Here is a 22,698-nt window from a genome sequence, read left to right as displayed (position 1 = left end):
AAAATAATAATAGGTAGTTGTCATGTTAGCGACCGGATCAAAGAATCTGGCGTTAATTTCACCGATGATTGGCACCAAAGAGTCCGGCATCGGTACCCCAGACGCTTAATAAAAACAATAAAGTCTGGATCCAAAAAATCGTTAGGAGATTAAAAAAATGACTTTATTCGTTAATACGAATGTGTCGTCGTTGAATGCTCAACGACAACTATTCACATCCAACAATGAGCTGAATACAGCGTTTGAACGCTTGTCTTCAGGTTTTAGAATCAATAGTGCGAAAGATGATGCTGCAGGTTTGCAGATCTCCGACCGCATTACCACGCAAATCAAAGGCCTAGATCAAGCGGTACGCAACGCAAATGACGGCATTTCGCTTGCTCAGGTCGCCGAAGGTGCGATGCAGGAAATTACTGTCGCATTGCAGCGGATCCGTGTCTTGGCCATTCAGGCACAAAATGGCATTAATACCTCTGCCGACCGTGTTGCCCTGCAAAAAGAAGTGAATGCGTTAAAAACCGAAATCAGCCGAATCGCATTAACATCGCAGTTTGCCGGTGTTGATTTGCTCACCGGTGGATTTTCGGCAGCGTTTTTGGTCGGCGCGAACGGCGGTCAATTTATCTCGGTCAACATTTCGGCGGGGCGGATCCCGGGAATCAATGGGTTTAGTGCAACGGGTTTGGGCATTGGTAGTGACCAAACGGTTGAAACGGTTCGTGGCGCTTCTGCAACACTGACAGCGGTTGACGGGGCGCTATCTGCGATAGGTGGTGCGCGGGCTGAACTGGGTGCCATCCAAAATCGTTTCCAATCAACCATTCGTAACCTGAGCAATATTTCAGAGAATGCGTCGGCGGCACGTTCACGCATACGTGACACAGATTTTGCGGTCGAAACAGCTAATTTGACTCGCTTTCAGATCATTCAGCAAGCTAGCACAACGGTGCTTGCTCAGGCTAACCAGCGTCCACAAGCTGCGTTAAGTCTGCTGCAATAAGGAATGCAATCATGAGGAAAAGTTGATGATTTTACTTGTTGCAATACGCGGGGGCAGACGGCAACACGGTAAGTAAGAGAAAAACGGTCGGAATACAAAATGTGGGGCAGACTGTAGCCGACCGGTAAGTAAGCAATTTTAAGCAAGACAATGGAAAGAAAAGTTACGCGTGTGCTGGTTTTGAACTGCTGACTGGACGAATATAACGCCAGGAGGTAGTGAGAGGTATGAGGTCTGGATCATCATACCCGCCAGTCAGCAAGAGCCAAAGCTCAGTTTTAGCGTAATCTTTCACTAGCCATATGCCTAGCAAAAAATATCGATCACCGTCAGAAACGGTTACCGACAATTTGTTAAAGCATAGGCCGTGCCAAGTTAATTTGGTAATCCATTGTTTTCTATTAGGCCGATTTCAACTGAAGTCATGTTGTAGAAAACTGTAGGAGAGACCTATGACGATTTACGTCAATACCAATGTCTCATCATTGAATGCACGCAGGCAGTTAATCAATTCCGGAGAGGGATTGGATACCGCGTTCGAACGGTTATCATCCGGTTTCCGTATAAATCGCGCCGCAGATGACGCGGCGGGCCTGCAAATTAGTGATCGAATGACCTCGCAAATACAAGGCTTGGATCAGGCGACGCGTAATGCCAATGATGGTATATCACTCGCGCAAACCACCGAAGGGGCATTGGCAGAAGCAACCAATGCATTGCAGCGCATTCGAGTGCTGTCGATCCAATCGCAGAATGGCATTAATACGTCCGCCGATCGAGTCGCACTGCAAAAAGAAGTCGCTGCGCTTAAACTAGAAGTCAGCCGCATTGCTGCGTATACCACTTTTGCTGGGGTTAACGTATTGCAGGGAGATTTCTCAGCGACCTTTCTCGTTGGCTCCAATGGTGGGCAGACTATCAGCGTGAACATTTCTCGCGTAGGTGGATTTGGCTTCTCTGGGTTAGCCAATGGCAATGCGCTATCAGTACTGACACCAACTCAAGCGTCAGCCGCACTGGTCACGATTGACAGAGCGATATCAACGATTGATGCCAAACGCGCAGACTTGGGTGCAATTCAAAACCGTTTTCAGTCAACGATCCGAAACTTGTCGAACATTTCAGAGAATGTTTCAGCGGCAAGATCACGCATTCGTGACACTGATTTTGCCGCCGAAACGGCACAACTAACCCGCTTTCAAATTATCCAACAGGCGAGTACGACGGTGTTAACCCAAGCAAACCAGCGGCCGCAAGCTGCTTTGAGTCTGCTACAGTAATAAAACAGCGTGATACGTGACGAGAATCAAAGTCATCGTGTAAGAGGGTGGAACTGAGAGGCCAACCTCGCCAAGGATGGCGGCCGAAAGGCCTGGCTGAAAAAGCCAATGAATTAAAACGCCGACTAACAGGACTGAGAGTGTAGAATTATGGTTGAGAGGCCAGTAAATATCTACTAATAATCCTGCCAGCCGACAGAAACCGAATTTGCTCCATCTCCTAACGTGAGCAAGTTGGCCGGGTCACTTTGACTCGGCCTTTTTATTATCGTTGCCAAATCAGTGACGCTTCCCTTGCTATGACTGTTCAAAGCACCTTCTGTGCCAATTAAATGACAAGTGCACTTATTTTACTGCTGTATCGAGTAATTCAGCGGTCAGCCTGTGTCTCGACTGGCTTGTAGCTCAGCGGCTCGCGAACGTGGGTTTCGATGCAACGCCCCGTTTTTACTTTCTCCTCGGCTGCTCGCGGGGATCCTTCTATTTAACAGGCAAATGATTGCCGCAATACGCTAAGAAGCATGCCTAGCCCTGCCGCCTTTCACGAAACTTTAAGATTTTATTATTTAATAAAAACAAGTAATTAGATTTTTTTTACTTTTTTTATCAAAAAAAGCTAAAGGTCCTTATGGTACAGCCGATAACGATAGTCGAGGGGTAATTTAATTACTGTTTGCTAAACGTGTGGTAGCGCTTAGCGTTTGAGGTGGCTTGCCGTGTGAGGCGGTAGGTCGAATGTGGATGGAATAGCTGGTTCTCTCAGATCTTGCTGTTTCCCAGGAGGTATAACAATGACTTTATTCGTCAACACCAATGTGTCAGCACTGAATGCTCAACGCCAGTTGTTTAATTCAGGGCAAGCACTTGATACATCATTCGAACGTCTGTCTTCAGGTTTTCGGATTAACCGAGCAGCAGATGATGCGGCAGGCTTGCAAATCAGTGACCGCTTAACGTCACAAATCCAAGGTTTGAATCAGGCGGTGAGAAACGCCAACGATGCGATTTCGCTAACGCAAACCGCCGAAGGTGCGTTAGGGGAAACGACCATTGCGTTGCAACGCATTCGACAGTTGGCGATCCAGTCGCAAAACGGAATCAACTCGTCAGCTGATCGTGGAGCGCTTCAAAAGGAAGTGTCTGCATTGAAAAGCGAAATTACGCGTATCGCGACCGATACCGAATTCAATGGCGTTAAGTTGCTAGATGCTAAGTTCTCAGCTGCGTTTTTGGTCGGCGCTGAAGGTGGACAGACAATCTCTGTGAATCTCTCTGCTGGCAAAATACAGGGAGCAACCAGTTTCAGTGCGGCGGGGCTGAATCTGACAGATTCTACCGTTGCGACTGCGTCTGGTGCATCGGCAACGCTAGCAACTATTGATACCGCAATTTCTGCCATCGGCGGAATACGTGCTGATTTGGGGGCGTTGCAGAACCGATTTCAGTCAACTATTCGCAACCTAAGTAATATCTCTGAAAACGTTGAAGCGGCTCGTTCACGTATTCGTGATACTGATTTTGCGGAAGAGACGGCTAACTTAACGCGAAACCAGATTATCCAACAAGCCTCAGTGTCAGTGTTATCACAAGCAAATCAAAGACCGCAGTCAGCGCTGTCTCTGCTTGGATAGTCTATACTGAATGTCTAACGGTGAACGGGGAGGTTGATTATGGAGATACCAAGTTCGCAAATTGGCCAGAGTTTTGCTGCGATCAGTTCGTCTGCGCTTCAAAGTAGAGTCGCAAGCGATGTTGAAGGAACATCATCTGCGCGAGGATCTACTCAGGGGCAAGCTTCGGGTGTAAACTCTGAGCTACAACGTTTTAATGAGGCCGCTTCTCAGACTCAAGAGAATGCGCGAGACGCCGATAACAGAGACAGTGAGCAGCGAAATACAACCCTAGAGTTAGAGGATGCAACGCGCGAGATTGAACAGTTCTTGCAGGTTCAAAATCGTAGTTTGTCATTCTCGGTTGATGAAAATACCGATCGCTCGGTCGTCACGGTAACCGAGGCTGAAAGTGGGGATGTGATACGTCAAATCCCTTCGGAAGAGGTTCTCCGCCTGGCAGAGCGATTGAAAGACCTACAAGCTGATGTTGGTTCAAGCGTAGGAGTATTGTTTAACAACCGGGCTTAGTGAATATAGACTAGCCTTCTGGGTAGATTTACCGTCTGTGGTAGGGCGGTACATCGATTGTCCTTTAAACCTGACAAGCTGGTAGTCATATTAGCTTGTCAGGGCCTTTAAGGTTCGCTGCAGAGGTAGAGAGCATTTGAGGTAATTGTAGATGACTATTCAATCATTAGGTGTTGGTTCAGGGCTTGCGCTAGACGATCTTGTGACGCAATTGCTTGAGGCCGAACGCAAACCCAAACAAGACCGCCTTGATCGACGCGAAGAAACGATTGAAGCTGAAATCTCCGGACTGGGGCAGCTTAAATCCAAACTCAGTGATTTTAAAGACTCTGTTGATGATCTGCGCAAAGATGAAGCGATCAACGGGCGTGAACCTAAAATTACCAATCCGAACGAAGATATCAGCACCATTGAGGCGGAAGCGTCCAGTAGTGCGTTAAAAGGTGATTACCAAATTACCGTCAAGCAACTCGCTAGTGGTAGTCGAATTGAAACTGCCAATGCGGTTGATGGTGGTTTTGCCAGTTCAACGGATTCTGTTTTGTCATCGGGGAGCGGTTCGCTGACCTTTAAAGTCGGTAATACAGGTGACTCATTTTCAATTGATGTGACCGCTGGGATGACGCTGGCCCAGTTGAGAGAAAAAATTAATTCGTCAGAGAACAATTTCGGCGTTAACGCCAATATTATTTCCACAGGCACTGCTGATGGCGGCGCAAAACTCGTTTTCACATCTGATGTGGCTGGAGCGGGTAATGACTTGCAAATTGTCAACGACAATAATCTGGCCGATCTCAATCGAGTAGCGACGACCGATTCTGCTGAAACGGCTTCGTATTTATCACCGGTAGTCAATGCACAAAACGCGATTGCAGTAGTAGACGGTATTGCGGTTGAAAGTGCTTCAAATGAATTTGAAAACACCATTCAGAACGTTTCCTTCACTGCCAATGAAGTTTCGCCATTCACTACCACCGCTGTGAGTGCGGAATTTCCAGAAGGCCGCATTTACGAATCCTCTCGTCTGAAAATTGGCTTTGATAAAGAAGGCCTTGAAGAAAAAATTAATAAGTTTATCGAAAATTACAACGGCATTATTGATGAGATTAGTAAACTCACGCGCTACGGTGAATCAGACTTGGAGGAAGATGGCGCATTAGCTGGCGACTCCATGGTGCGAAGCATTCAATCTGGATTAGCCAGTCTCGTCGGTAGCGGCGTGAGCAGCTCTGAGCTAGGCGGATTGTTTAGCATTGGTATTGAAATTGACAGCGACGGCAAACTCGAAATCGGAAATACTGATTTTGGTCTAGGCAGTGGTAAAGACAGATTGTCGGATGCCCTTGATGATGCCTTTGATGAAGTGGCGAAGTTGTTTTCATCGGACAACGATGGAATTGCAACCCGAATGTATGATTTCATCGAGCAGTATACCTCATTCAGCGGTATTCTCAGCACGCGAGAGCGCGCTGCAAAAGATAACAAAGATACTGTTTTTGATGATCGCGAACGTTTCGAATTGCAAATGCTTAACTACGAGCAAGTGCTACGTGATAAATATTTGAATTTAGACCAAACCGTTTCACGGTTGAATAGAACCGGCAATGCGTTGCTGGCTTCGCTAAGATAGTAGGAGTAATCGGTGGCTTTAACAGGTATTAATGCGTACAAAAAAGGTGGTCTAAAGCAGGATGTTGCCAGCGCTGATCCGCATAAGTTAACGTTAATGTTAATGCAGGGTGCGCTGGACAAAATGGCTTATGCAAAAGGCTGTATCGAGCGGAAAGACTTTGCAGGCCGCTCTGAACACTTGTCGCGCTCAACAGCTATTTTAATTAATTTACGCGATACGCTTGATATGAAATCGGGCGGTGAAGTCGCGGAGAATTTGTTTTCGCTTTATGATTATATGGTGCAACGTCTAACGGACGCCAATGTGCAGAATAGTACGGAAATCGTTGACGAGGTCATTCGACTGCTTTCGCCCATTCGTGACGCTTGGTTACAAATCCCTGAATCTGCAAAGCAGGAAGCGTATGCTGCACAACGGCAAAAACGCGAGGCTGTTTAATCTGAATGGCTGAGCCCAACGCGCGCACCTATCAACAGGCTATTCAAGTTCAGAATCAGCGAATTGAATCCATATTGGCGGCTGATGAACCGGAAACAGAAGAGTTATTGACGTTGGTGGAAGAAAGAGACGCATTGGTCACTAAATGTCTTGCCTTACTGGAGGGAGAAGACTTAACCACCTTCGTTGATGCTGAACATAAAAAAAATCAGTATTTTGTTGAAAGGAGTCAGCGTCTTTTCGACGAATCATTCAAATCATTAACTAAATTTGTCAAAGACGCCAAGGCTGTGCGAAAGTATCGATAGTCGGCAAATTAAGATTGCCGGATAGTTTAAGGGAACGATGTGGTTTTAGACGAATTTATCCAAAATGTTGTTAACTAAATGCGTGAACTTATTCAATTCCATATAGATGAATTAGATATTCAGCAAGCGCGAGAGCAACAATTTGCCAACACATTAAATCAAAAGTTCTCAAACAATAAGCGTGCATTTTCTCATTTCATTCCAAGTTTAGCGAGAATTTTGGAAAGTGGACCTCCAGAGCGAAAATCAATTTTCGTCAACAAGTTTGCTGAGCCCAACATCGTTGATTACACAAACGGTAGGGTTTTCTATGGTCAATCACCAGCGTCGGAAGTAAAGCGCCATGTCAAAGACTATCAGCGTGCAGCGCTGAAAGTACCATGCCACCAAAATAAACAACACTCTAGTGCGCCACTTGAACGGCTCGCAGATTCCGTTGTTTTACCAAAAGAAATAGAAGTGTTAGTGGTTCTAGGTTTAGGACTAGGTCACGCGCTTGATATCCTTATTAAGGAACATGACCTCTCGCATATCTTAATTTATGAGCCAGACATAGACCTGTTTAAATGTGCTTGTTTCGTTCAAGATTGGCAGTCCTTACTGCGTTTGTGCGCAAAAAAAAATATTGCCCTATATTTCCAAATTGGCGAAGACGCTTCCAATTTGGTTGGCGATATTTTAGAACTTCAACAACATTTTTCGTTTTCTGAATTTTTTGTTTATCGGCATTACCATACTGCGGTGTTTGATTCTCTAGTCAACCAATTCACGCGTGGTCATTGGACTAATTTATCGGAGCTAAAAGTAGCGCCTCTCAACGACTATACCTATTTAAATTTTAATTATCCTTGGGGAACTGCGATTCCGGATAAGAGTATTAGGGTAGAGTCTAAAAAAAATGATTTGTTTGAGCGAAACTTTGCAGCCCTTGAGAACTTTTTTCCTGAAATAGCCAGTCAATACAAAAATTATAGTCCCAAAATTTGGCATCCTATCCGTGATGGAGATGGCCAATTCAATATGCTAAATGACTTTTCTCAATCCGTTTTTAGCCATGACCCTCTATGCGAAGTAGCCAGTGATGAGTTCCGACATTTTAGTCAGTTCCCTAACAAAAATGGAGTGGTTTTAGGCTACACCGGAGAAAAATTAAGGCATTACGCGCATTATCAATTCGTAATAAATACTGAGTTACTCATCGACGAAGTGGAAGAGGAAGTTGCAGAACTTCCAAAGGTCGCAAAGTCTATAATTATGTTTGGGTTGGGTGCAGGCGACTTATTAGCACAATTGCTAGACAATCATGATGTTGAAAATCTGTTTATTTGTGAGCCTAACTCAGACTTTTTCTACGCATCACTGTTTAATATAGATTGGCACGCCATTTTGCACAAAATCGATCAGTCTGAGCACAGGCTTTACATTAATATTGGAGACAACGGTTCAAACATCACTAGAGGCCTGATCCGTCAGTTTTACTCCTTAGGGCCTTATCTTTTAGCCCAGACATACGTAGTTCAAAGTTACGTGAATAAGGCGACTGATGCAGCACTTCATGATCTACAAGAGCAACTGAAACTGCTATTGTCGATGGGTGATTATTTTGACCATGCATTTTATGGGATCAATCACACCCGCAGTGTTATAGAAAAAAACGCGCCAATGCTATTAAGTAATCCGCATCAAAGGCTAAGTTATTCGCATAAAAAAGTTCCGATCGTCTTAGTCGGCAACGGACCTTCTTTAGATAGCAGTTTGTCGCTATTAAAAACGGTGCACAGCCAAAGTATCATCGTTAGTTGTGGCACTGCCTTAAAGACGTTGTATGAAAACGACGTGATCCCCGATTTTCATTGTGAGATTGAGCAAAACCGTGCAACGTTCGATTGGGCGTGCCGAGTCGGTAGCTTCGATTATCTTAAAAAAGTTTCTTTGCTATCTTGCAACGGTATTCATCCTGATACATGCGCACTTTACAAAGAGGTGTTTTTCTGTTTTAAGGAAGGGGAAGCTTCAACCGTCGCATGGACTTCAATTATAAATTCAAAATCAGTTCATGTTCTGCCCTTTGCATTTCCGACGGTGGCTAATTTTGCTTTTGATGTATTTAGTGCGATGAATCCTAACGAAATCTATCTTGTTGGTATCGATTTAGGGTATACCGACTTAAAAAAACATCACAGCCAATCTTCAGGGTACTACGATGATTCTGGCGAACAATTGTATGACTACGTTGCTAAGAATCACGCAGTACTGGAAGTAGAGGGGAATTTTTCTCCGACTGTCTATACTAAACATGAGTTCAAAATTGCCAAAATGGTCTTGGAGGAAGCTGTGAAGGCAAGGCCAACGGACGTATATAATTGTTCAGATGGAGCAATGATCAATGGAACTCGGCCACTTTCCATGGACTACGTTATCGTTTCGACCACTCCCAGCGAAAAAAACACATGTGTGGATACAATCAAGAAAGATCTTTTTTCAAATAAATTAAATGCGGAAATCGTGAGGCGATTTGATGCACTGAAAGACACCAAAGCACTTGAGCACGACGCCATAAAAATTCTCGATATTGTTAAATCCTTCATGAGTAGCACTAAGTCTGTCAACGTGGATGAACTGATTGAAGAGCAGCGTAGCGTATTGATAGATTCAGTGAAAAATAATAGCTCATTAATATTTTACTATCTATATGGAAGCGTCAATTACGCGAGTGCTGTTCTAAGTAAGCTTAGTTCAGCCAACCAAACTGTCAGAAGCAAGTGTCTTCCCAAGGTTTTGAGTGAATGGGAAACGTGCTTAACTAAAGTGGTAGAGATGTTTTCGTCAAAATCCTTGCACCTTGACAACTCGTCATCGATGAGATGGTTAAGAATTGAAGCCCTAACGAAAACACGATTACAGGGCAAGCGTGTTCTCCTGAGTACCAACTCAACTAGTTTTATCGACGCATTTCGACTTCAATGTCGCCAACTCGACATCAATGTAGATTTGACAGTTACCGGCCTTGATCATTCCAATTGCACCGATGGCGTGGTTTTTGACTCAGTGGTCTATTATCTAACAGCTCAGTTTGATCACTGCCAGTTTTTGAACACTCTAGAAAACAACAGCATTCTCCGGTCTAAATCGGGCAATGGGCTGATTGTGTTTGATTATCCCGTATTGGAATCTGTTCTAAAATTTCCTAAAGGCGTTACTGTTATGGAAATGGACGGTGATATTGAGCGTGGCAGTAACCGTCCTTTTAGTCATGTTTCAAACGCGGCATTTCACGTTGTTAATGGGCTATGTTCTGAGAACAGCAACTGTTTTGTGCTACCGAAGATTATTTTGAAAAACGGCAATGGCGGTGAACGACTTGCTTCGTTGAATCCAAACCTGCTCGGTTACCGGTGGTTTGAGTCAAATCTCTGGTTAGTAGGAACGAAAACCGAAAGTTTTAATGAGCCTTTTGACGGCTTTGGTGACAGGTTAGAGGAAATTAGTGGGTCAGACTTGCCGTCACAGTTTACTGTTGCAGATATGTCAGATGAGGAAATAGCCGCAGCACTCCATAGTGCTCAACTTTCTTCTAAATTCATTTTTAGAGATAAAGAACATGTTTAGTAATAAATCCATTCTAATAACCGGTGGAACAGGCTCATTTGGCCGCCGCTTCATCACTCATGTACTTGCTCATTATCAGCCGAAGAAAATTATCATCTATTCGCGTGACGAGCTTAAACAGTTCGAAATGCAGCAGATGTATGATGACAAGTGTATGCGCTATTTTCTGGGTGATGTGCGAGACAAGCATCGATTAATTGCCGCCATGCGCGATGTCGACTACGTCATCCATGCAGCCGCGCTAAAGCAAGTGCCGGCCGCTGAATACAATCCAAATGAATGTATTAAAACCAATATCAATGGTGCGCAAAACGTCATTGATGCTGCTATTGCAGCGAATGTGAGCCGCGTCATTGCGCTCTCAACCGACAAAGCAGCCAATCCCGTTAATCTGTATGGCGCCACAAAATTGGCGTCAGATAAACTCTTTGTAGCAGCCAATAACATCTCCGGCGCCAAAGGACCTCGTTTTGCGGTGGTGCGTTACGGCAACGTGGTGGGCTCTCGCGGCTCGGTGGTGCCATTTTACCGAAAACTGTTAGCGGATGGGTGCAGGGCATTGCCGCTGACCCATGAAGAGATGACTCGTTTTTGGATCACGCTGGATGAGGGCGTTGAGTTTGTTATTAAAGACTTCCAGCGCATGCAAGGTGGTGAGATTTTTGTGCCCAAAATCCCGTCGATCCGCATTAGTGATTTGATTGAAGCAATGAGCGGCACACGTGACTTTGAATTAGTTGGGATCAGGCCAGGCGAAAAGTTACACGAAATCATGGTTCCAGAGGAAATGGCTCACCATACCTTTGAGTTTGATGATCACTACGTGATTACGCCTGCGATCAAGTTTTTTGATAAAAACATTAACTATGCGAAAAATAAACTCGGTGAGAAGGGGTGTCAGGCTGCAGACAAGTTTGAGTATCACTCCGGCACAAACCCACATTTTTTAACGGTGGGTGAATTGCAGGCACTGGACAAGATCACCGAATGATCCCTTACGGTAAGCATAGTATCGACCAGAGCGACATTGATGCGGTTGTTGATGTGTTGCAGAACAAATTTCTCACTCAGGGTGAAACGGTTCCAGCGTTTGAAAAAGCGCTGTGTGACTACACTGGTGCTCGATATTGTACCGCCGTCAACAGTGGCACTTCCGGATTGCATGTTGCGTGTTTGGCGGCTGGCGTTGGCCCCGGGCAGACAGTGTGGACGGTACCTAATTCGTTTGTGGCATCGGCCAACTGTGCGCTGTATTGCGGTGCTGATGTCGACTTTGTCGATATTGATCCACTCACGCGCAACTTATGCATTAAGGATTTGGCAGACAAGTTAGCGAGTGCAAAACAAAATGGCACCTTACCCAATGTGTTAATTGTTGTGCATTTTGCGGGTGCAAGCTGTGATATGCGCGCAATTAGTGCACTCATAAAGCCCTACGACATTGTTCTGATTGAAGACGCTGCGCATGGTTTGGGCGGTCGATACGAGGGCTCTGCGATTGGCAGTTGTCAATTCAGCGACATGGCCGTTTTGAGTTTTCACCCAGTTAAAAGCATCACGACTGCCGAAGGCGGCGCCGTAATGACAAATCACGCAGCATTTGCTGAAAAACTGGTGTTGTATGCAAAACACGGCATTACACGTGATCAGAGCAAGTTGACGCAGCACCATGGGCCCTGGTACTACGAGCAACACGTATTAGGTTTTAACTATCGCCTCAGCGACTTACACGCTGCATTAGGCTTGGCTCAACTGGCGAAACTGGATAATTTTGTCGCTCGCCGCGAAACGCTGGCTAAGCGCTATCATGAGTTAATTTCAGCCACACCAATCGCCGCAAAAGTGCAGTTGCCATTGTTAAACTCCGACAACGTTGAATCAACACGACTCACTAAATCAGCGTGGCATTTGTTTATGATTGAAGTGTTGCAGCCCGATCGCACAGCGGTTTATGAAAAACTGGTGGCGTCGGGCGTTGGTGTGAATGTCCATTATATTCCTATCCATTGGCAGCCTTTCTATGCGCGCCGCGGGTTTAGACGGGGCCAGTTCCCTAATGCGGAGCGTTTTTACCAGCGCGCGATTACCCTCCCGCTCTTTCCCGATATGACGTTCGAGCAGCAAGACCATGTTGTCGAGGCGCTCCAAGGCGCATTATTGTGAGGCTGGCGGTGATCCCGGCGCGTGGTGGCAGTAAGCGTATCCCACGTAAAAATATCAAGTCTTTTTGCGGGCAACCTATGCTGAGCTACAGTATTAAAGCAGCACAGGATAGTAACGTGTTTGATGACATTATTGTCTCTACCGATGACCCGGAAATTGCAGCGCTGGCTGAAAAATTGGGCGCAAGCGTGCCGTTTATGCGACCTGAATCATTGTCTGATGACTTCGTTGGCACACGGCCGGTGACAAATCACGCCATTGAAACTTATCGTGATCGCATTGCTCCAGTGACGTATTGTTGTTGTATCTATGCAACGGCTCCTTTCATTCAGCCGAATTATCTGCGCGAAGGCTATCAGGCACTGTTGGACGCGCCTGAAAAAGCCTTTGCCTTTTCAGTGACTTCTTTCGCGTTTCCCATTCAACGTGCATTGCGACTCGTTCAACACCCCGATCAAACGATGGGTGTGAGTGTGATGTATCCCGACAGCATCAACAAGCGCTCGCAAGATTTGGAGGAGGGCTTTCACGATGCGGGTCAGTTTTATTGGGGAACAGCAGAAGGGTACGCGTCATCCAAGGGCATGTTCAGTGAGCACAGTATTCCCATCGTGCTACCTAGGCACTTAGTACAGGATATTGATACTCAAGAAGATTGGCATCGTGCCGAACTTATGTACCAAGCCTACATAAACCGTTAAGACATAGGTTAATACTGACAATGACCACACGACCTAAAATATTGATTATCCGAATGCTGGGTTTAGGGGATGTTACCTGCATTGGTATCCCGGCTTTACGCTTCGTCAAATCACGAAACCCAGAGGCTGAAATACATTTTTTAACCTTTGCAGCAGGCAAGGATGTTATACGACTTGCTGAGCCGAACGTGTATGTGTGGGGGCTGGATAAAGGGGAGTGGCCAGATAATATCGTATACGCCATGGAGACCTTTCTGGGTTTGGCAGAGCAAGTTGTGGCGAATGAATACCAGCAGATTATTAATCTGGATACGTCATTTATGCCTTGTTTCTTAGCGCGTTTTTTGAAAGATGCCGGAGAGCCCGTCACAGGGAATATGATGGGCATGTCCGTGGCTGATTTGGTCAGTCAGTTTCAGCAGCAAACGCTTAAACCGCAGTTCGTCAATGAGCCTGCAGCGTACTTGCAAAGTACGTGGTTTAGTATGCATCGCTGGAACACGTCATGGTGGGAAAGTGGTCTGGCACCAGACGGTGGCTATCCTGAGTTTTACCTGAAAACCTGTTGCGGCTTTGCGGATATCGACTTAAATATGGCAATCACCGTAGCGCCTGACAACACATTAAAGAAAAAACGCAAAAAGCACCCTGTGGTTGCGTTGGCGACTCAGTCAGGCACCTTAGAACGAAGTTATCCTTTCAAAGACGAAGTTAAGCAGTTGCTGACTCAGCAAAACGTTCACGTTTGGACAGGTTTTGATGGTAGCGTTCCCATGCGTCAAACATTGGCGCAACTGGCAGCAACCGATTTGCTCGTGAGTGTCCCATCAGCGCCGCAATGGCTAGCAACGGCGGTGGGATGCCCTAGTTTGATTATTTCTGGCAAGGTTGATCCGCGAACCTTAATGCCTGATTACGCCACCGACATGAGTGATGAGCCGATTTTACCCGAGGTGCTGGTGGATGGCATTTTGACCATACTGGCACAAAATAATGAAGGTGGTGTTAGTAATGCATGATGTTCGAATCGGTGATCGCTTGATTGGGCAAAGTGATGCACCGTTAATTATTGCTGAACTGAGTGGTAATCATGGGCAGTCATTGGAAACGGCCATGGCGATGATCGATGCAGCCGCAAAAGCGGGCGCTCACGCTATTAAACTACAAACTTACACCGCAGACAGCATGACGCTTGATGTTGACTCCTCTGACTTTACGATCAATGAGTCTGATAGTCTTTGGTTTGGCGAAAAGTTACATGCGCTTTATCAAAAAGCCGCAACGCCTTACGAATGGCATAAGCCGCTGTTCGATCATGCGCGTCAACAAGGATTAATGGCGTTCAGTTCGCCTTTCGATGAACACGCCGTTGAGTTCTTACATGCGCTTGATGTTCCATGCTTTAAGATTGCGTCTTTTGAGTTAACCGACCTTCCTCTTATTGCTTGTGCAGCCAGCAAAGGCAAACCCTTGATCATGTCAACAGGGATGGCGTCGTTAGCAGACATTCAACAGGCGGTTGAAACTGCAAGAGGCGCGGGCTGCGACGACATTATTTTGCTCAAATGCACCAGTACCTATCCCGCAGATGCTGGTAATACTAATTTAGCGACGATCCCGAACATGCGTGACGCTTTTGGCTGCCAGGTTGGCCTTTCTGATCATACTCGGGGCATTGGCGTGTCAGTGGCTTCTGTTGCGCTGGGCGCAACGGTGATAGAGAAGCACTTTGTGCTCGATCGCAATGCTGGAGGTGTCGATGCCGAGTTTTCTTTGCAACCTGAAGAGCTAAGCGCTCTAGTCACAGAAACGCATCGAGCTTGGCTAGCGATGGGCAATGTGCGTTACGGTGGCGCTGCGGTCGAAGAGAAATCGAAGCAGTATCGACGCTCGATTTACGTCGCTGAAGATATTGCAGCTGGGGAAGCGTTGACCCGAGATAATTTACGCATTGTTCGCCCCGCATTTGGTTTAGCGCCCAAACATTGGTCAAGAGTGCTAGGTAGCGTCGCATCGCAGGATCTAAAAAAGGGGACAGCACTGTCTTGGGAGCTCATACAGTAGATGCGCTGTGTGTTTGTGGTTCAAGCCTCAAAAAACATGGGCACCGGCCATTTGATGCGTTGTTTGGCGTTGGCGCAAGTGTTTGACAACCATGACATTGAGAGCACATTTTTGCTTGATGAGGCGTCTTTAGCGTCGGCGAAACAACGACACGACTGGACAGGGCGCATAGTTGCCCATCACTATGCTGCGGATCTCGCTGATAGGAGTGTCGACGTGAAACGGGCGGCTAGGCAATGCGGATCACTGCCTGACTGGGTGATTGTGGATGGCTATCAATTTGATGCTGAATACTGCGGGGCATGGAGAGCACTGGGTTGCCGAGTGGCTTTATTTGATGATGGTGTGCACGATGCGCGCGCACTGGAAAGCGCAGATTGTGTACTGGCCGGCACAGATTATCGGCTGTTGCGACGTGAGTTTTGGTCAATCATGCCATTACCCGTGACACAACGGCATTCGTTGACATTGAGCTTTGGTGGCAGTGATCCTGCCAACATAACACAACCCTTGTTGTTAGCGCTTGAACGGCTTAATTTCAGCGGCCCTGTTCGCGTGGTTACAGGGCAGGCCTATGCGGACCCGCAGCGTATTGGCAGATTTGTCGGTCAATCGTCGCTAACGATTCAGCACATTCATGCGGCCCAGGATATGGCTGATGTTTGGTCGAATGCTCGTTTAGCGGTGTCGGCCGCGGGTGGCAGTCAGTTTGAGCTGGCGGTGTGTGAAACGCCAAGCATATTGGTTGTTGTTGCTGACAATCAGCGAGCAGCAACCGAACAAGCGGTCGCAGAGGGCTGGTGTGAATCGATACTGTTGACGCACGCCACATCCGAGCACAGCGGCGGTGCCAGTCAAAATGACATTGATGCAATCGCACAGCGCATTCTAGCGTTATGGGAAGACGAAACTGCGCTGCTCACAATGCAGCAGGCAATTGTGGGGCGTTATACCGCGGATGGCGGTGAGCGCATCATAGACGCACTATTGCAAGCGGAGCGCGCCGATGGATAGCGTGATGCCCTCGCGGCTGTGTGGCTATCAGGTGACATTGATTAGCGTCACGGAAGCTCACCTTGAACAACTGCGCGCATGGCGTAACAGTGCGCATGTAAAACAGTACATGCTGACACAGGATAATATCACGCCAGAGCAGCAACTCGCCTGGTTTGCACACGTTTCGCGAGCCACCAATCAGCACCACTATTTGATTGAGTATCGTGATAGGCTCATTGGCTCATGCAATCTTAAAACGCGTGGAAACGCTTCGCATATTGCACAAGCAGATCATTTTGAGCTAGGCCTGTATATCGGTGACGCTGATTATATGGGTAATCTCATCGCGTTCGCGCCAACGTTAGTGCTGAATGACTTCTGCTTCAATGCGTTAAAGGCAGCGTGTCTTCACGCCGTAGTCAAGCCGGAAAATCAGGCTGCCATGCGGTATAATCAGCAGTTAGGTTATGTGGTAGTGAAAAGTGATGGTGTGGTTGAATTGTCACTCACGCAAGAGCGCTATGAAGGCTGCAGCAAGCCGCTGAAGCAGTTGCTCAGCCGCCAACGCAAAACCACGGCGCAATAAACACATTTAATTTAAGTAGAGGCAAGAACATGTCAGAGAGCCAGTTAACTCAAGCATTTGTCACCGCATTGGGGATCTCCGCGGAACAGGTGACCGATGAGCTTACTTATAATGAAATTGACGCCTGGGATTCAACGGCCCACATGATTTTGATTGCCGAGCTTGAAGATACATTCGATATTATGCTTGATACGGACGATATTATCGACATGAGCTCGGTGGCTAAAGCGAAGCAGATATTACACAAGTATCAGGTCAATCCAGAGTAGGGGCACACGGATGCTACAAGATAAGGTGATACTGATCACCGGTGCCAATCGAGGTATTGGGCTTGCGACGGCGCAAGTTTGTATTGCGTTAGGTGCTACGGTGTTATTGGCAGGCCGCAATGAGGTACAGCTAGAACTGGTGGCTGAGCAGCTCGGCGAACGCGCCATTGCCATGTGTTATGACTTGACTGATGAAACGCAAGTAAAACAGGCTTTTGCGCATATCAAGCAACACATCGGGCATTTGGATGGTTTAGTGAACAATGCCGGTATGATGCACAATGCGCCTGCAGCAATGACGTCACTTGACTCCCTCCAACAACAACTGACCTTAAACACCGTTGCGGCGTTTCAACACATCCAACTGGCGAGTCGGTTGATGCGAAAACCGGGCTGCGGTCGTGTTGTGAACCTGTGTTCGATTGTGGGTGAACGGGGTGCAGCAGGACAAAGTGCTTACGCCGCTTCAAAAGCGGCACTCACAGGGATCACAAAATCCTTAGCAAAGGAATTGGCGGCACAACAAATTTGCGTCAATGCCGTAGCGCCTGGCTTTATCGATACCGAGCTACACAGTGATTTTAGTGACAAGCAGCGTGAAAACATTATCAATACGGTTGGGTTGGGACGAATGGGTACACCAAGAGAAGTGGCTGACCTCATCAGTTTCTTACTGTCAGATCATGCAGCTTACATCACCGGACAAATTATCGGCATCGATGGAGGCATGCAGCTCTAGCTGCACATCGCTTATGTTCTTTAACGAGCTTGGCGGTTTCGGGTCTTCAGATGCGCTGGTTTCTACCCGTTACTCTGAAGCGCTTGAACAGACAGTGGTTGACTACGCGACGCTGAATCAAAAGGCGGAAAGTCTTGCATATCGTCTAACACAGACGTTTAGCCAGCCTAGTCGCACCGCTGAGCAGCGTTGTTTGGTCGCGATTAAAATGCACAATACCGTTGAGAGTGTGGTGGATTATTTGGCCGCACTGAAAGCGAACATGCCCGCGTTGTTGATTAATCCTGAACTGAGTGACCCGTACTGCGAGGCATTGTATACACACTATGTGCCCAACGCCGTGATCGAGCAGAATCATGTTCGCGTGACGCATGACACTTCCAGCCCTATCCACCCGGATGTCGCGCTATTGTTACCGACATCAGGTAGTACTGGCGCGCCCAAGCATGTCGTGTTGAGTTATGCAAATTTGCAGGCCAACGCTGAGTCAATCTGTGAGTATTTACCAATCCAGGCGTCAGATCGGGCGCTGAGCACCTTACCGCTGTTTTACTCCTATGGTTTGTCGGTGATTAACACGCATCTGTACGCAGGCGCTGCCATCGTGTTTTCGCCCTACACGGTGGTAGAGCGCGAGTTTTGGCAGGTGCTTGACGCGGCTAAGATCAGTAGTATGGCAGGGGTACCACACACCTACGATATGCTACTGAAACTGCGCTTTACACGACGCGACATGCCTCACTTACGATATTTAACCCAAGCGGGCGGAAAGCTTAATGAAGAAGCAGTTTCTCATTTGGCTGCGTTCGCTGCCCAACATCACAAACAGTTTTACGTCATGTATGGCCAAACAGAGGCGACTGCGCGAATGAGTTACGCCGATCACAACACGTTAATGAACAAACCGGGTACTATTGGTCGAGCCATTCCCGGTGGTACTTTATCAATTGATGAGGGTGAGCTGTGCTACCGCGGACCAAATGTGATGATGGGGTATGCTGATTCTCGTCGCGCATTGTCTCGCTTTGAACCAATTGATTGGCTGAAAACGGGTGATTTGGCAACCGTCGACGAAGAAGGAGACTTTTTCATCACCGGACGCCGCAAGCGCTTTATCAAGGTGTTTGGGTATCGTATTGACCTTGACCATATGGAGTCGGTGCTGTCTGCGCACGGTTACACAGCCTATTGCGTGGGAGATGATAGTCAACTGTGTGTGGTGCTCGCAACCAAGGAGCGCTCATCGCAGGATGAGACCGTCATAGGCAAAGACGTTGTCGCTGTGTTAAAAAAAACAACGGGACTCCATCCAAAAGCCATTCGTGTTAAGCCGGTGAGTGAGTTACCGTTAACGGCCAGTGGTAAAAAAGATTACGCAGCGGCGATGCGCTGGTTTGATTAGGCTGCCGTTTAACTTTATGCGGTACCAGCCGATAGCTGAATCAAACTGCGACGACCTAGACAGTGAGCAGCTCAAGATAAGTGGTGAGTATGACAACCCCAATAATCCCAGCTTCTGATCCATTGCTTTTGAGTGAATATCTTACTGCTTTCGATGCGTTGATGGCAGAGTCAGTGTTTGGTCTAGAGCAAACCGATAAAAATTTGCGCTTGCTGCCAATACTGCGCGGTTTACAGCAGCTTCATAGCCTGCGCTGTTCTGAATTTGAATCCATTGTAGGCGCATATCAAGCGGCAGGTGGCCAGCCTAGTGATACGGTTGTCTATCTGGCTGTCAGGTTGTTCAAATTGCTTGAGTTAAAGAGTATCTCACCCGATCAGGTGTTTAAGGTGTTGCAGTCGTCAGGTACCACAGCACAAACGCCAGCGCGTATTATATTAGACAAGCCCACCAGCCAGCGTCAGTCGAAAGTACTGGTGGCGATTTTGCAGCAAGTGCTAGGCAAGCAACGATTGCCTATGCTGATCATTGATGCGCCGAGCACTGTGCGCGATCCGTCTAAGTTCAATGCACGTGCAGCGGGCATTCAAGGGCTTGCGTTTTTTGGCCGAGATCATACCTACGCACTGAATGACGATATGTCGCCCAACTGGTCAGAAATCCATGGATTTTGCGATAAATATGCTGAGCAACCGGTACTTCTGTTTGGCTTCACGTTTATGGTTTGGCAATATTGGCTATCAGCGCTTAATCATGCCGGAAAGTTTATTCATTTACCGCACGGTGTTTTACTCCACAGTGGCGGCTGGAAGAAACTCGAGGCGCAAAGGGTTGATAACGCCACTTTCAAGCAAACCGTTGAATCTCTGACAGGGGTCAAACGCTGTCACAATTTTTACGGTATGGCTGAGCAGGTTGGCTCGATTTTTATGGAGTGCAGTGAAGGCTATTTGCATGCACCACATGTTGCTGATGTCATTGTACGTGACCCAGTTGACCTAAGCATGGCGGGTGTGGGCGAACAAGGGCTGTTACAGGTGTTATCGGGCGTGCCAACGAGTTACCCCGGACACAGTATTTTGACTGAAGATTTAGGCGTACTGCACGGTGAAGATGATTGCCGTTGTGGCTGGAAGGGAAAGTACTTTAGTGTTTTAGGGCGACTTCCAAAAACCGAGATGCGCGGCTGCAGTGATACGCATGCGCCAGCAGTAAAACCATATAGGCCGGGCGCAGTATGAGTTCAATAACGGTTGTCGCGCCCTCTGCATCGGTGTTAAATAGCGACCCTTCTGTGACTATTCATGCTATTGCTGCGCAAACACCGTTGTCGCCGTTTAGCCAACAATCCGTCAGTTTTATACAGCACTTGGCTAAGCAACTGTTGCAGCCTACCGTGAAAGCGTATCCGGAATTAGTTGCTTTGGGGTTTTGGCTGCGCACACTGACACGAAGCCGCAGTGATATGCGGTCGCACGCTGAAAAAAATGAGCGTGATACTCGGATAATCCAAAAAGCACTGGGTACGGTGGTGCACTTTACGCCAGCCAACGTGGATACCATGTTTATCTACAGTTGGATCTGTGGGTTATTAATGGGCAACAACAATATTGTTCGGGTTGCCACACAGAACACGCCAATGCAGCAGGTACTATTTAAGCTGGTCAATGATGCGCTCCAGCAGCCCGATTTTATTGATATTGCTCAGCGCAATATCTTCGTGCGCTATGATAAATCGAATCATTGGTCAGCCACGCTGAGTCAATTGGCAGATGCGCGTATTTTGTGGGGCGGCGATGTCAGTGTTCTTGCCATCAGAGCGCTGCCCAGCAAGCCTCGTTCGAGAGACATCAGTTTCGCCGATCGTTATTCCGCAGCACTTATTCATGCGGACGCAGTCGCTAGCCACGAGCAGCTAGCGGAAGTCGCCGATGCGTTATGGCGCGACACGCAGCCTTATTCCCAGCAAGCGTGTTCCTCACCTAAAGTGATATTTTGGGTTGGCAGTAGCACGAAAATGAACGCGTTTTTTGAGCGGGTTAATACACTGGCAGCAAAGTCTGCTGAGCCTTCTATCACACGCAAGAACGAACAGTTAGTATTGGAGCAATGGTGTTTAGCGACCCGAAATGCTCGTTTGCAAATGAGCAAGGTGATATCGGTTATCTCTTTAGCAGAGTTTGACAGTGGTGTACTTGCAATGCACAACGGGCAACTAACCTATGTTGTTGTGCAAGTTGAGTCGCTGGATGCGCTGGTGAAGTATTGTGATGGTAAACTCCAAACCATTGGTTACGCTGGCATAGAGCAAAGCACGTTAGTTCAGTTTATATCGCAACCGTCGATACAAGGAATAGATAGAGTTGTTCCGCTGGGTAGGGCACTTGATTTTGACGTTATGTGGGATGGATTTGATTTGATGGGGAGTGTGTCTAGACATGTCAGCTTATCCTAAAAAAGAACTGCGCAAAGCGGATGCATTTGTTTTTGGCGCAGGAGTACTAGGAGCACAAGCATACGAAGCCCTTAAGGATCAGTATAATGTGCTTGGATTTGTCGACAATGATTTAGTTAAGCAAGGGAGCACCCTAAAGAATTTGCCCGTTTATCCGCCGACCCAAATCCTTCCGTCAGAAGATGCGTTGGTTTTTATTGCGAGTGAGTTTTACGAACAAATCAGGCGACAATTGATTGATGAACTATCAATCTCTGAGAAACGAGTTAAGCGAATACCTGTCGCTCTGCAGGCAAAAATGAGTTTCGGCGCTGATGCAGAAAAGGTGAAAGTCTCACTATTGCTGCTTAAAACGTGTTGCGACCATTTACGCTCTTTATCAGCCTTTCACCACATTGACGCAGGTACTCTACTTGGCTTGTATCGTGATAAAACCCTTATTCCTTGGGACGATGATCTTGATATCGCGATTGACTCAAGAGATGTTGAAAAAGTTAACAACAGTATCGAAAGACTGTTGGGCGCTTTATCGACTATTTCAGAAACAGAGTGGAGTTGCTCTAGCGCTATCACCAACGCGCCGTTTGGCAATGTTCCATCGGGCGCTGTTCGCAGCTTCAAACTAAATTGTGAAGATTCGCGTAATTTACCTTCCATAGACTTTTTCGTAAAGTATCGCGGCGGTGGCTTCAGCGATTACTGCTTAGCATCAAGAGGGATCAGAATGGCGTCTGCCCACACCACCGATACGGTACTTTTGAAGGTTCTCGATGCTAAATATCCAATCCCTTCGGATACAGACGGTTATCTGCGAGAGCACTATGGTCACTGGGAAGTGCCCAACCCCAACTGGACGCTGCAAGATTTAACCAACTCAACAGTTTTTAAATAGAACCTTTTATAGGAGTTATGAT

21 protein-coding genes are annotated in these 22,698 nt (G+C 47.0%); all 21 read left to right on the top strand.

Features of this window, described 5'->3' with window-relative positions:
• Positions 1-157 precede the first annotated feature (157 nt).
• The 21 genes from KIU71_RS00930 (at position 158) to KIU71_RS00830 (ending at position 22,676) form a co-directional block, all read left to right on the top strand.
• The gene (locus KIU71_RS00930) at positions 158-1,000 is read left to right on the top strand and encodes a flagellin N-terminal helical domain-containing protein (protein WP_214129224.1); all 843 of its coding nucleotides are present in this window, start codon (positions 158-160) and stop codon (positions 998-1,000) included.
• A 452-nt stretch (positions 1,001-1,452) separates the two neighbouring features.
• Positions 1,453-2,280, top strand: a complete 828-nt coding sequence (locus KIU71_RS00925; protein ID WP_214129223.1) for a flagellin N-terminal helical domain-containing protein — start codon at positions 1,453-1,455, stop codon at positions 2,278-2,280.
• Between the two features lie 791 nt (positions 2,281-3,071).
• The gene (locus tag KIU71_RS00920; RefSeq protein ID WP_214129222.1) at positions 3,072-3,911 is read left to right on the top strand and encodes a flagellin N-terminal helical domain-containing protein; all 840 of its coding nucleotides are present in this window, start codon (positions 3,072-3,074) and stop codon (positions 3,909-3,911) included.
• A 39-nt stretch (positions 3,912-3,950) separates the two neighbouring features.
• Positions 3,951-4,421: a flagellar protein FlaG gene (locus KIU71_RS00915; protein WP_214129221.1), complete on the top strand. Its 471-nt coding sequence runs from the start codon at positions 3,951-3,953 to the stop codon at positions 4,419-4,421.
• A gap of 151 nt (positions 4,422-4,572) precedes the next feature.
• Positions 4,573-6,051, top strand: coding sequence for a flagellar filament capping protein FliD (gene fliD, locus KIU71_RS00910; RefSeq protein WP_214129220.1), 1,479 nt, complete (start codon positions 4,573-4,575; stop codon positions 6,049-6,051).
• A gap of 12 nt (positions 6,052-6,063) precedes the next feature.
• Positions 6,064-6,492 (top strand): flagellar export chaperone FliS, encoded by a 429-nt coding sequence (gene fliS / locus KIU71_RS00905; RefSeq protein WP_214129219.1) that lies wholly within the window; start codon positions 6,064-6,066, stop codon positions 6,490-6,492.
• Positions 6,493-6,497: 5 nt separating this feature from the next.
• The gene (locus tag KIU71_RS00900; protein WP_214129218.1) at positions 6,498-6,800 is read left to right on the top strand and encodes a hypothetical protein; all 303 of its coding nucleotides are present in this window, start codon (positions 6,498-6,500) and stop codon (positions 6,798-6,800) included.
• A 78-nt stretch (positions 6,801-6,878) separates the two neighbouring features.
• Positions 6,879-10,409, top strand: a complete 3,531-nt coding sequence (locus KIU71_RS00895) for a motility associated factor glycosyltransferase family protein (protein ID WP_214129217.1) — start codon at positions 6,879-6,881, stop codon at positions 10,407-10,409.
• Positions 10,402-11,400, top strand: coding sequence for a UDP-N-acetylglucosamine 4,6-dehydratase (inverting) (gene pseB, locus KIU71_RS00890; protein ID WP_214129216.1), 999 nt, complete (start codon positions 10,402-10,404; stop codon positions 11,398-11,400). The genes KIU71_RS00895 and pseB overlap by 8 nt, the downstream gene beginning before the upstream one ends.
• Positions 11,397-12,572, top strand: coding sequence for a UDP-4-amino-4,6-dideoxy-N-acetyl-beta-L-altrosamine transaminase (gene pseC, locus KIU71_RS00885; protein WP_214129215.1), 1,176 nt, complete (start codon positions 11,397-11,399; stop codon positions 12,570-12,572). Before pseB ends, pseC begins: the two co-directional genes overlap by 4 nt.
• Positions 12,569-13,273, top strand: a complete 705-nt coding sequence (pseF, locus tag KIU71_RS00880; protein ID WP_214129214.1) for a pseudaminic acid cytidylyltransferase — start codon at positions 12,569-12,571, stop codon at positions 13,271-13,273. The genes pseC and pseF overlap by 4 nt, the downstream gene beginning before the upstream one ends.
• Positions 13,274-13,293: 20 nt before the next feature.
• The gene (locus KIU71_RS00875) at positions 13,294-14,292 is read left to right on the top strand and encodes a glycosyltransferase family 9 protein (protein ID WP_250207174.1); all 999 of its coding nucleotides are present in this window, start codon (positions 13,294-13,296) and stop codon (positions 14,290-14,292) included.
• Complete coding sequence (gene pseI / locus KIU71_RS00870; RefSeq protein ID WP_214129213.1) at positions 14,285-15,337, top strand: pseudaminic acid synthase; 1,053 nt, start codon at positions 14,285-14,287, stop codon at positions 15,335-15,337. Before KIU71_RS00875 ends, pseI begins: the two co-directional genes overlap by 8 nt.
• Complete coding sequence (locus KIU71_RS00865) at positions 15,338-16,351, top strand: PseG/SpsG family protein (RefSeq protein ID WP_214129212.1); 1,014 nt, start codon at positions 15,338-15,340, stop codon at positions 16,349-16,351. It abuts the gene before it with no gap.
• On the top strand, positions 16,344-16,919 hold the full coding sequence (locus KIU71_RS00860) for a GNAT family N-acetyltransferase (protein ID WP_214129211.1): 576 nt from the start codon (positions 16,344-16,346) through the stop codon (positions 16,917-16,919). The genes KIU71_RS00865 and KIU71_RS00860 overlap by 8 nt, the downstream gene beginning before the upstream one ends.
• Positions 16,920-16,948: 29 nt before the next feature.
• The gene (locus tag KIU71_RS00855; protein ID WP_214129210.1) at positions 16,949-17,188 is read left to right on the top strand and encodes an acyl carrier protein; all 240 of its coding nucleotides are present in this window, start codon (positions 16,949-16,951) and stop codon (positions 17,186-17,188) included.
• Positions 17,189-17,198: 10 nt separating this feature from the next.
• Positions 17,199-17,927, top strand: coding sequence for an SDR family NAD(P)-dependent oxidoreductase (locus KIU71_RS00850; protein WP_214129209.1), 729 nt, complete (start codon positions 17,199-17,201; stop codon positions 17,925-17,927).
• Positions 17,872-19,329 carry an AMP-binding protein gene (locus KIU71_RS00845; RefSeq protein ID WP_214129208.1) on the top strand — a complete coding sequence of 486 codons (1,458 nt, stop codon included), beginning with the start codon at positions 17,872-17,874 and terminating at the stop codon, positions 19,327-19,329. Before KIU71_RS00850 ends, KIU71_RS00845 begins: the two co-directional genes overlap by 56 nt.
• 89 nt (positions 19,330-19,418) lie before the next feature.
• Entirely contained in the window at positions 19,419-20,570 is a 1,152-nt protein-coding gene (locus KIU71_RS00840) for a LuxE/PaaK family acyltransferase (RefSeq protein ID WP_250207173.1), read from the top strand.
• On the top strand, positions 20,567-21,784 hold the full coding sequence (locus KIU71_RS00835) for an acyl-CoA reductase (RefSeq protein ID WP_214129207.1): 1,218 nt from the start codon (positions 20,567-20,569) through the stop codon (positions 21,782-21,784). Before KIU71_RS00840 ends, KIU71_RS00835 begins: the two co-directional genes overlap by 4 nt.
• Positions 21,768-22,676 (top strand): nucleoside-diphosphate sugar epimerase/dehydratase, encoded by a 909-nt coding sequence (locus tag KIU71_RS00830; RefSeq protein WP_214129206.1) that lies wholly within the window; start codon positions 21,768-21,770, stop codon positions 22,674-22,676. The genes KIU71_RS00835 and KIU71_RS00830 overlap by 17 nt, the downstream gene beginning before the upstream one ends.
• The last annotated feature ends 22 nt before the right edge of the window (positions 22,677-22,698 follow it).

The organism is Alteromonas oceanisediminis (assembly GCF_018474025.1).
GTDB lineage: Bacteria > Pseudomonadota > Gammaproteobacteria > Enterobacterales > Alteromonadaceae > Alteromonas_E > Alteromonas_E oceanisediminis.
Note: the sequence above shows the minus strand (reverse complement) of the source record. Positions and strands in the feature narration are given on the sequence as shown.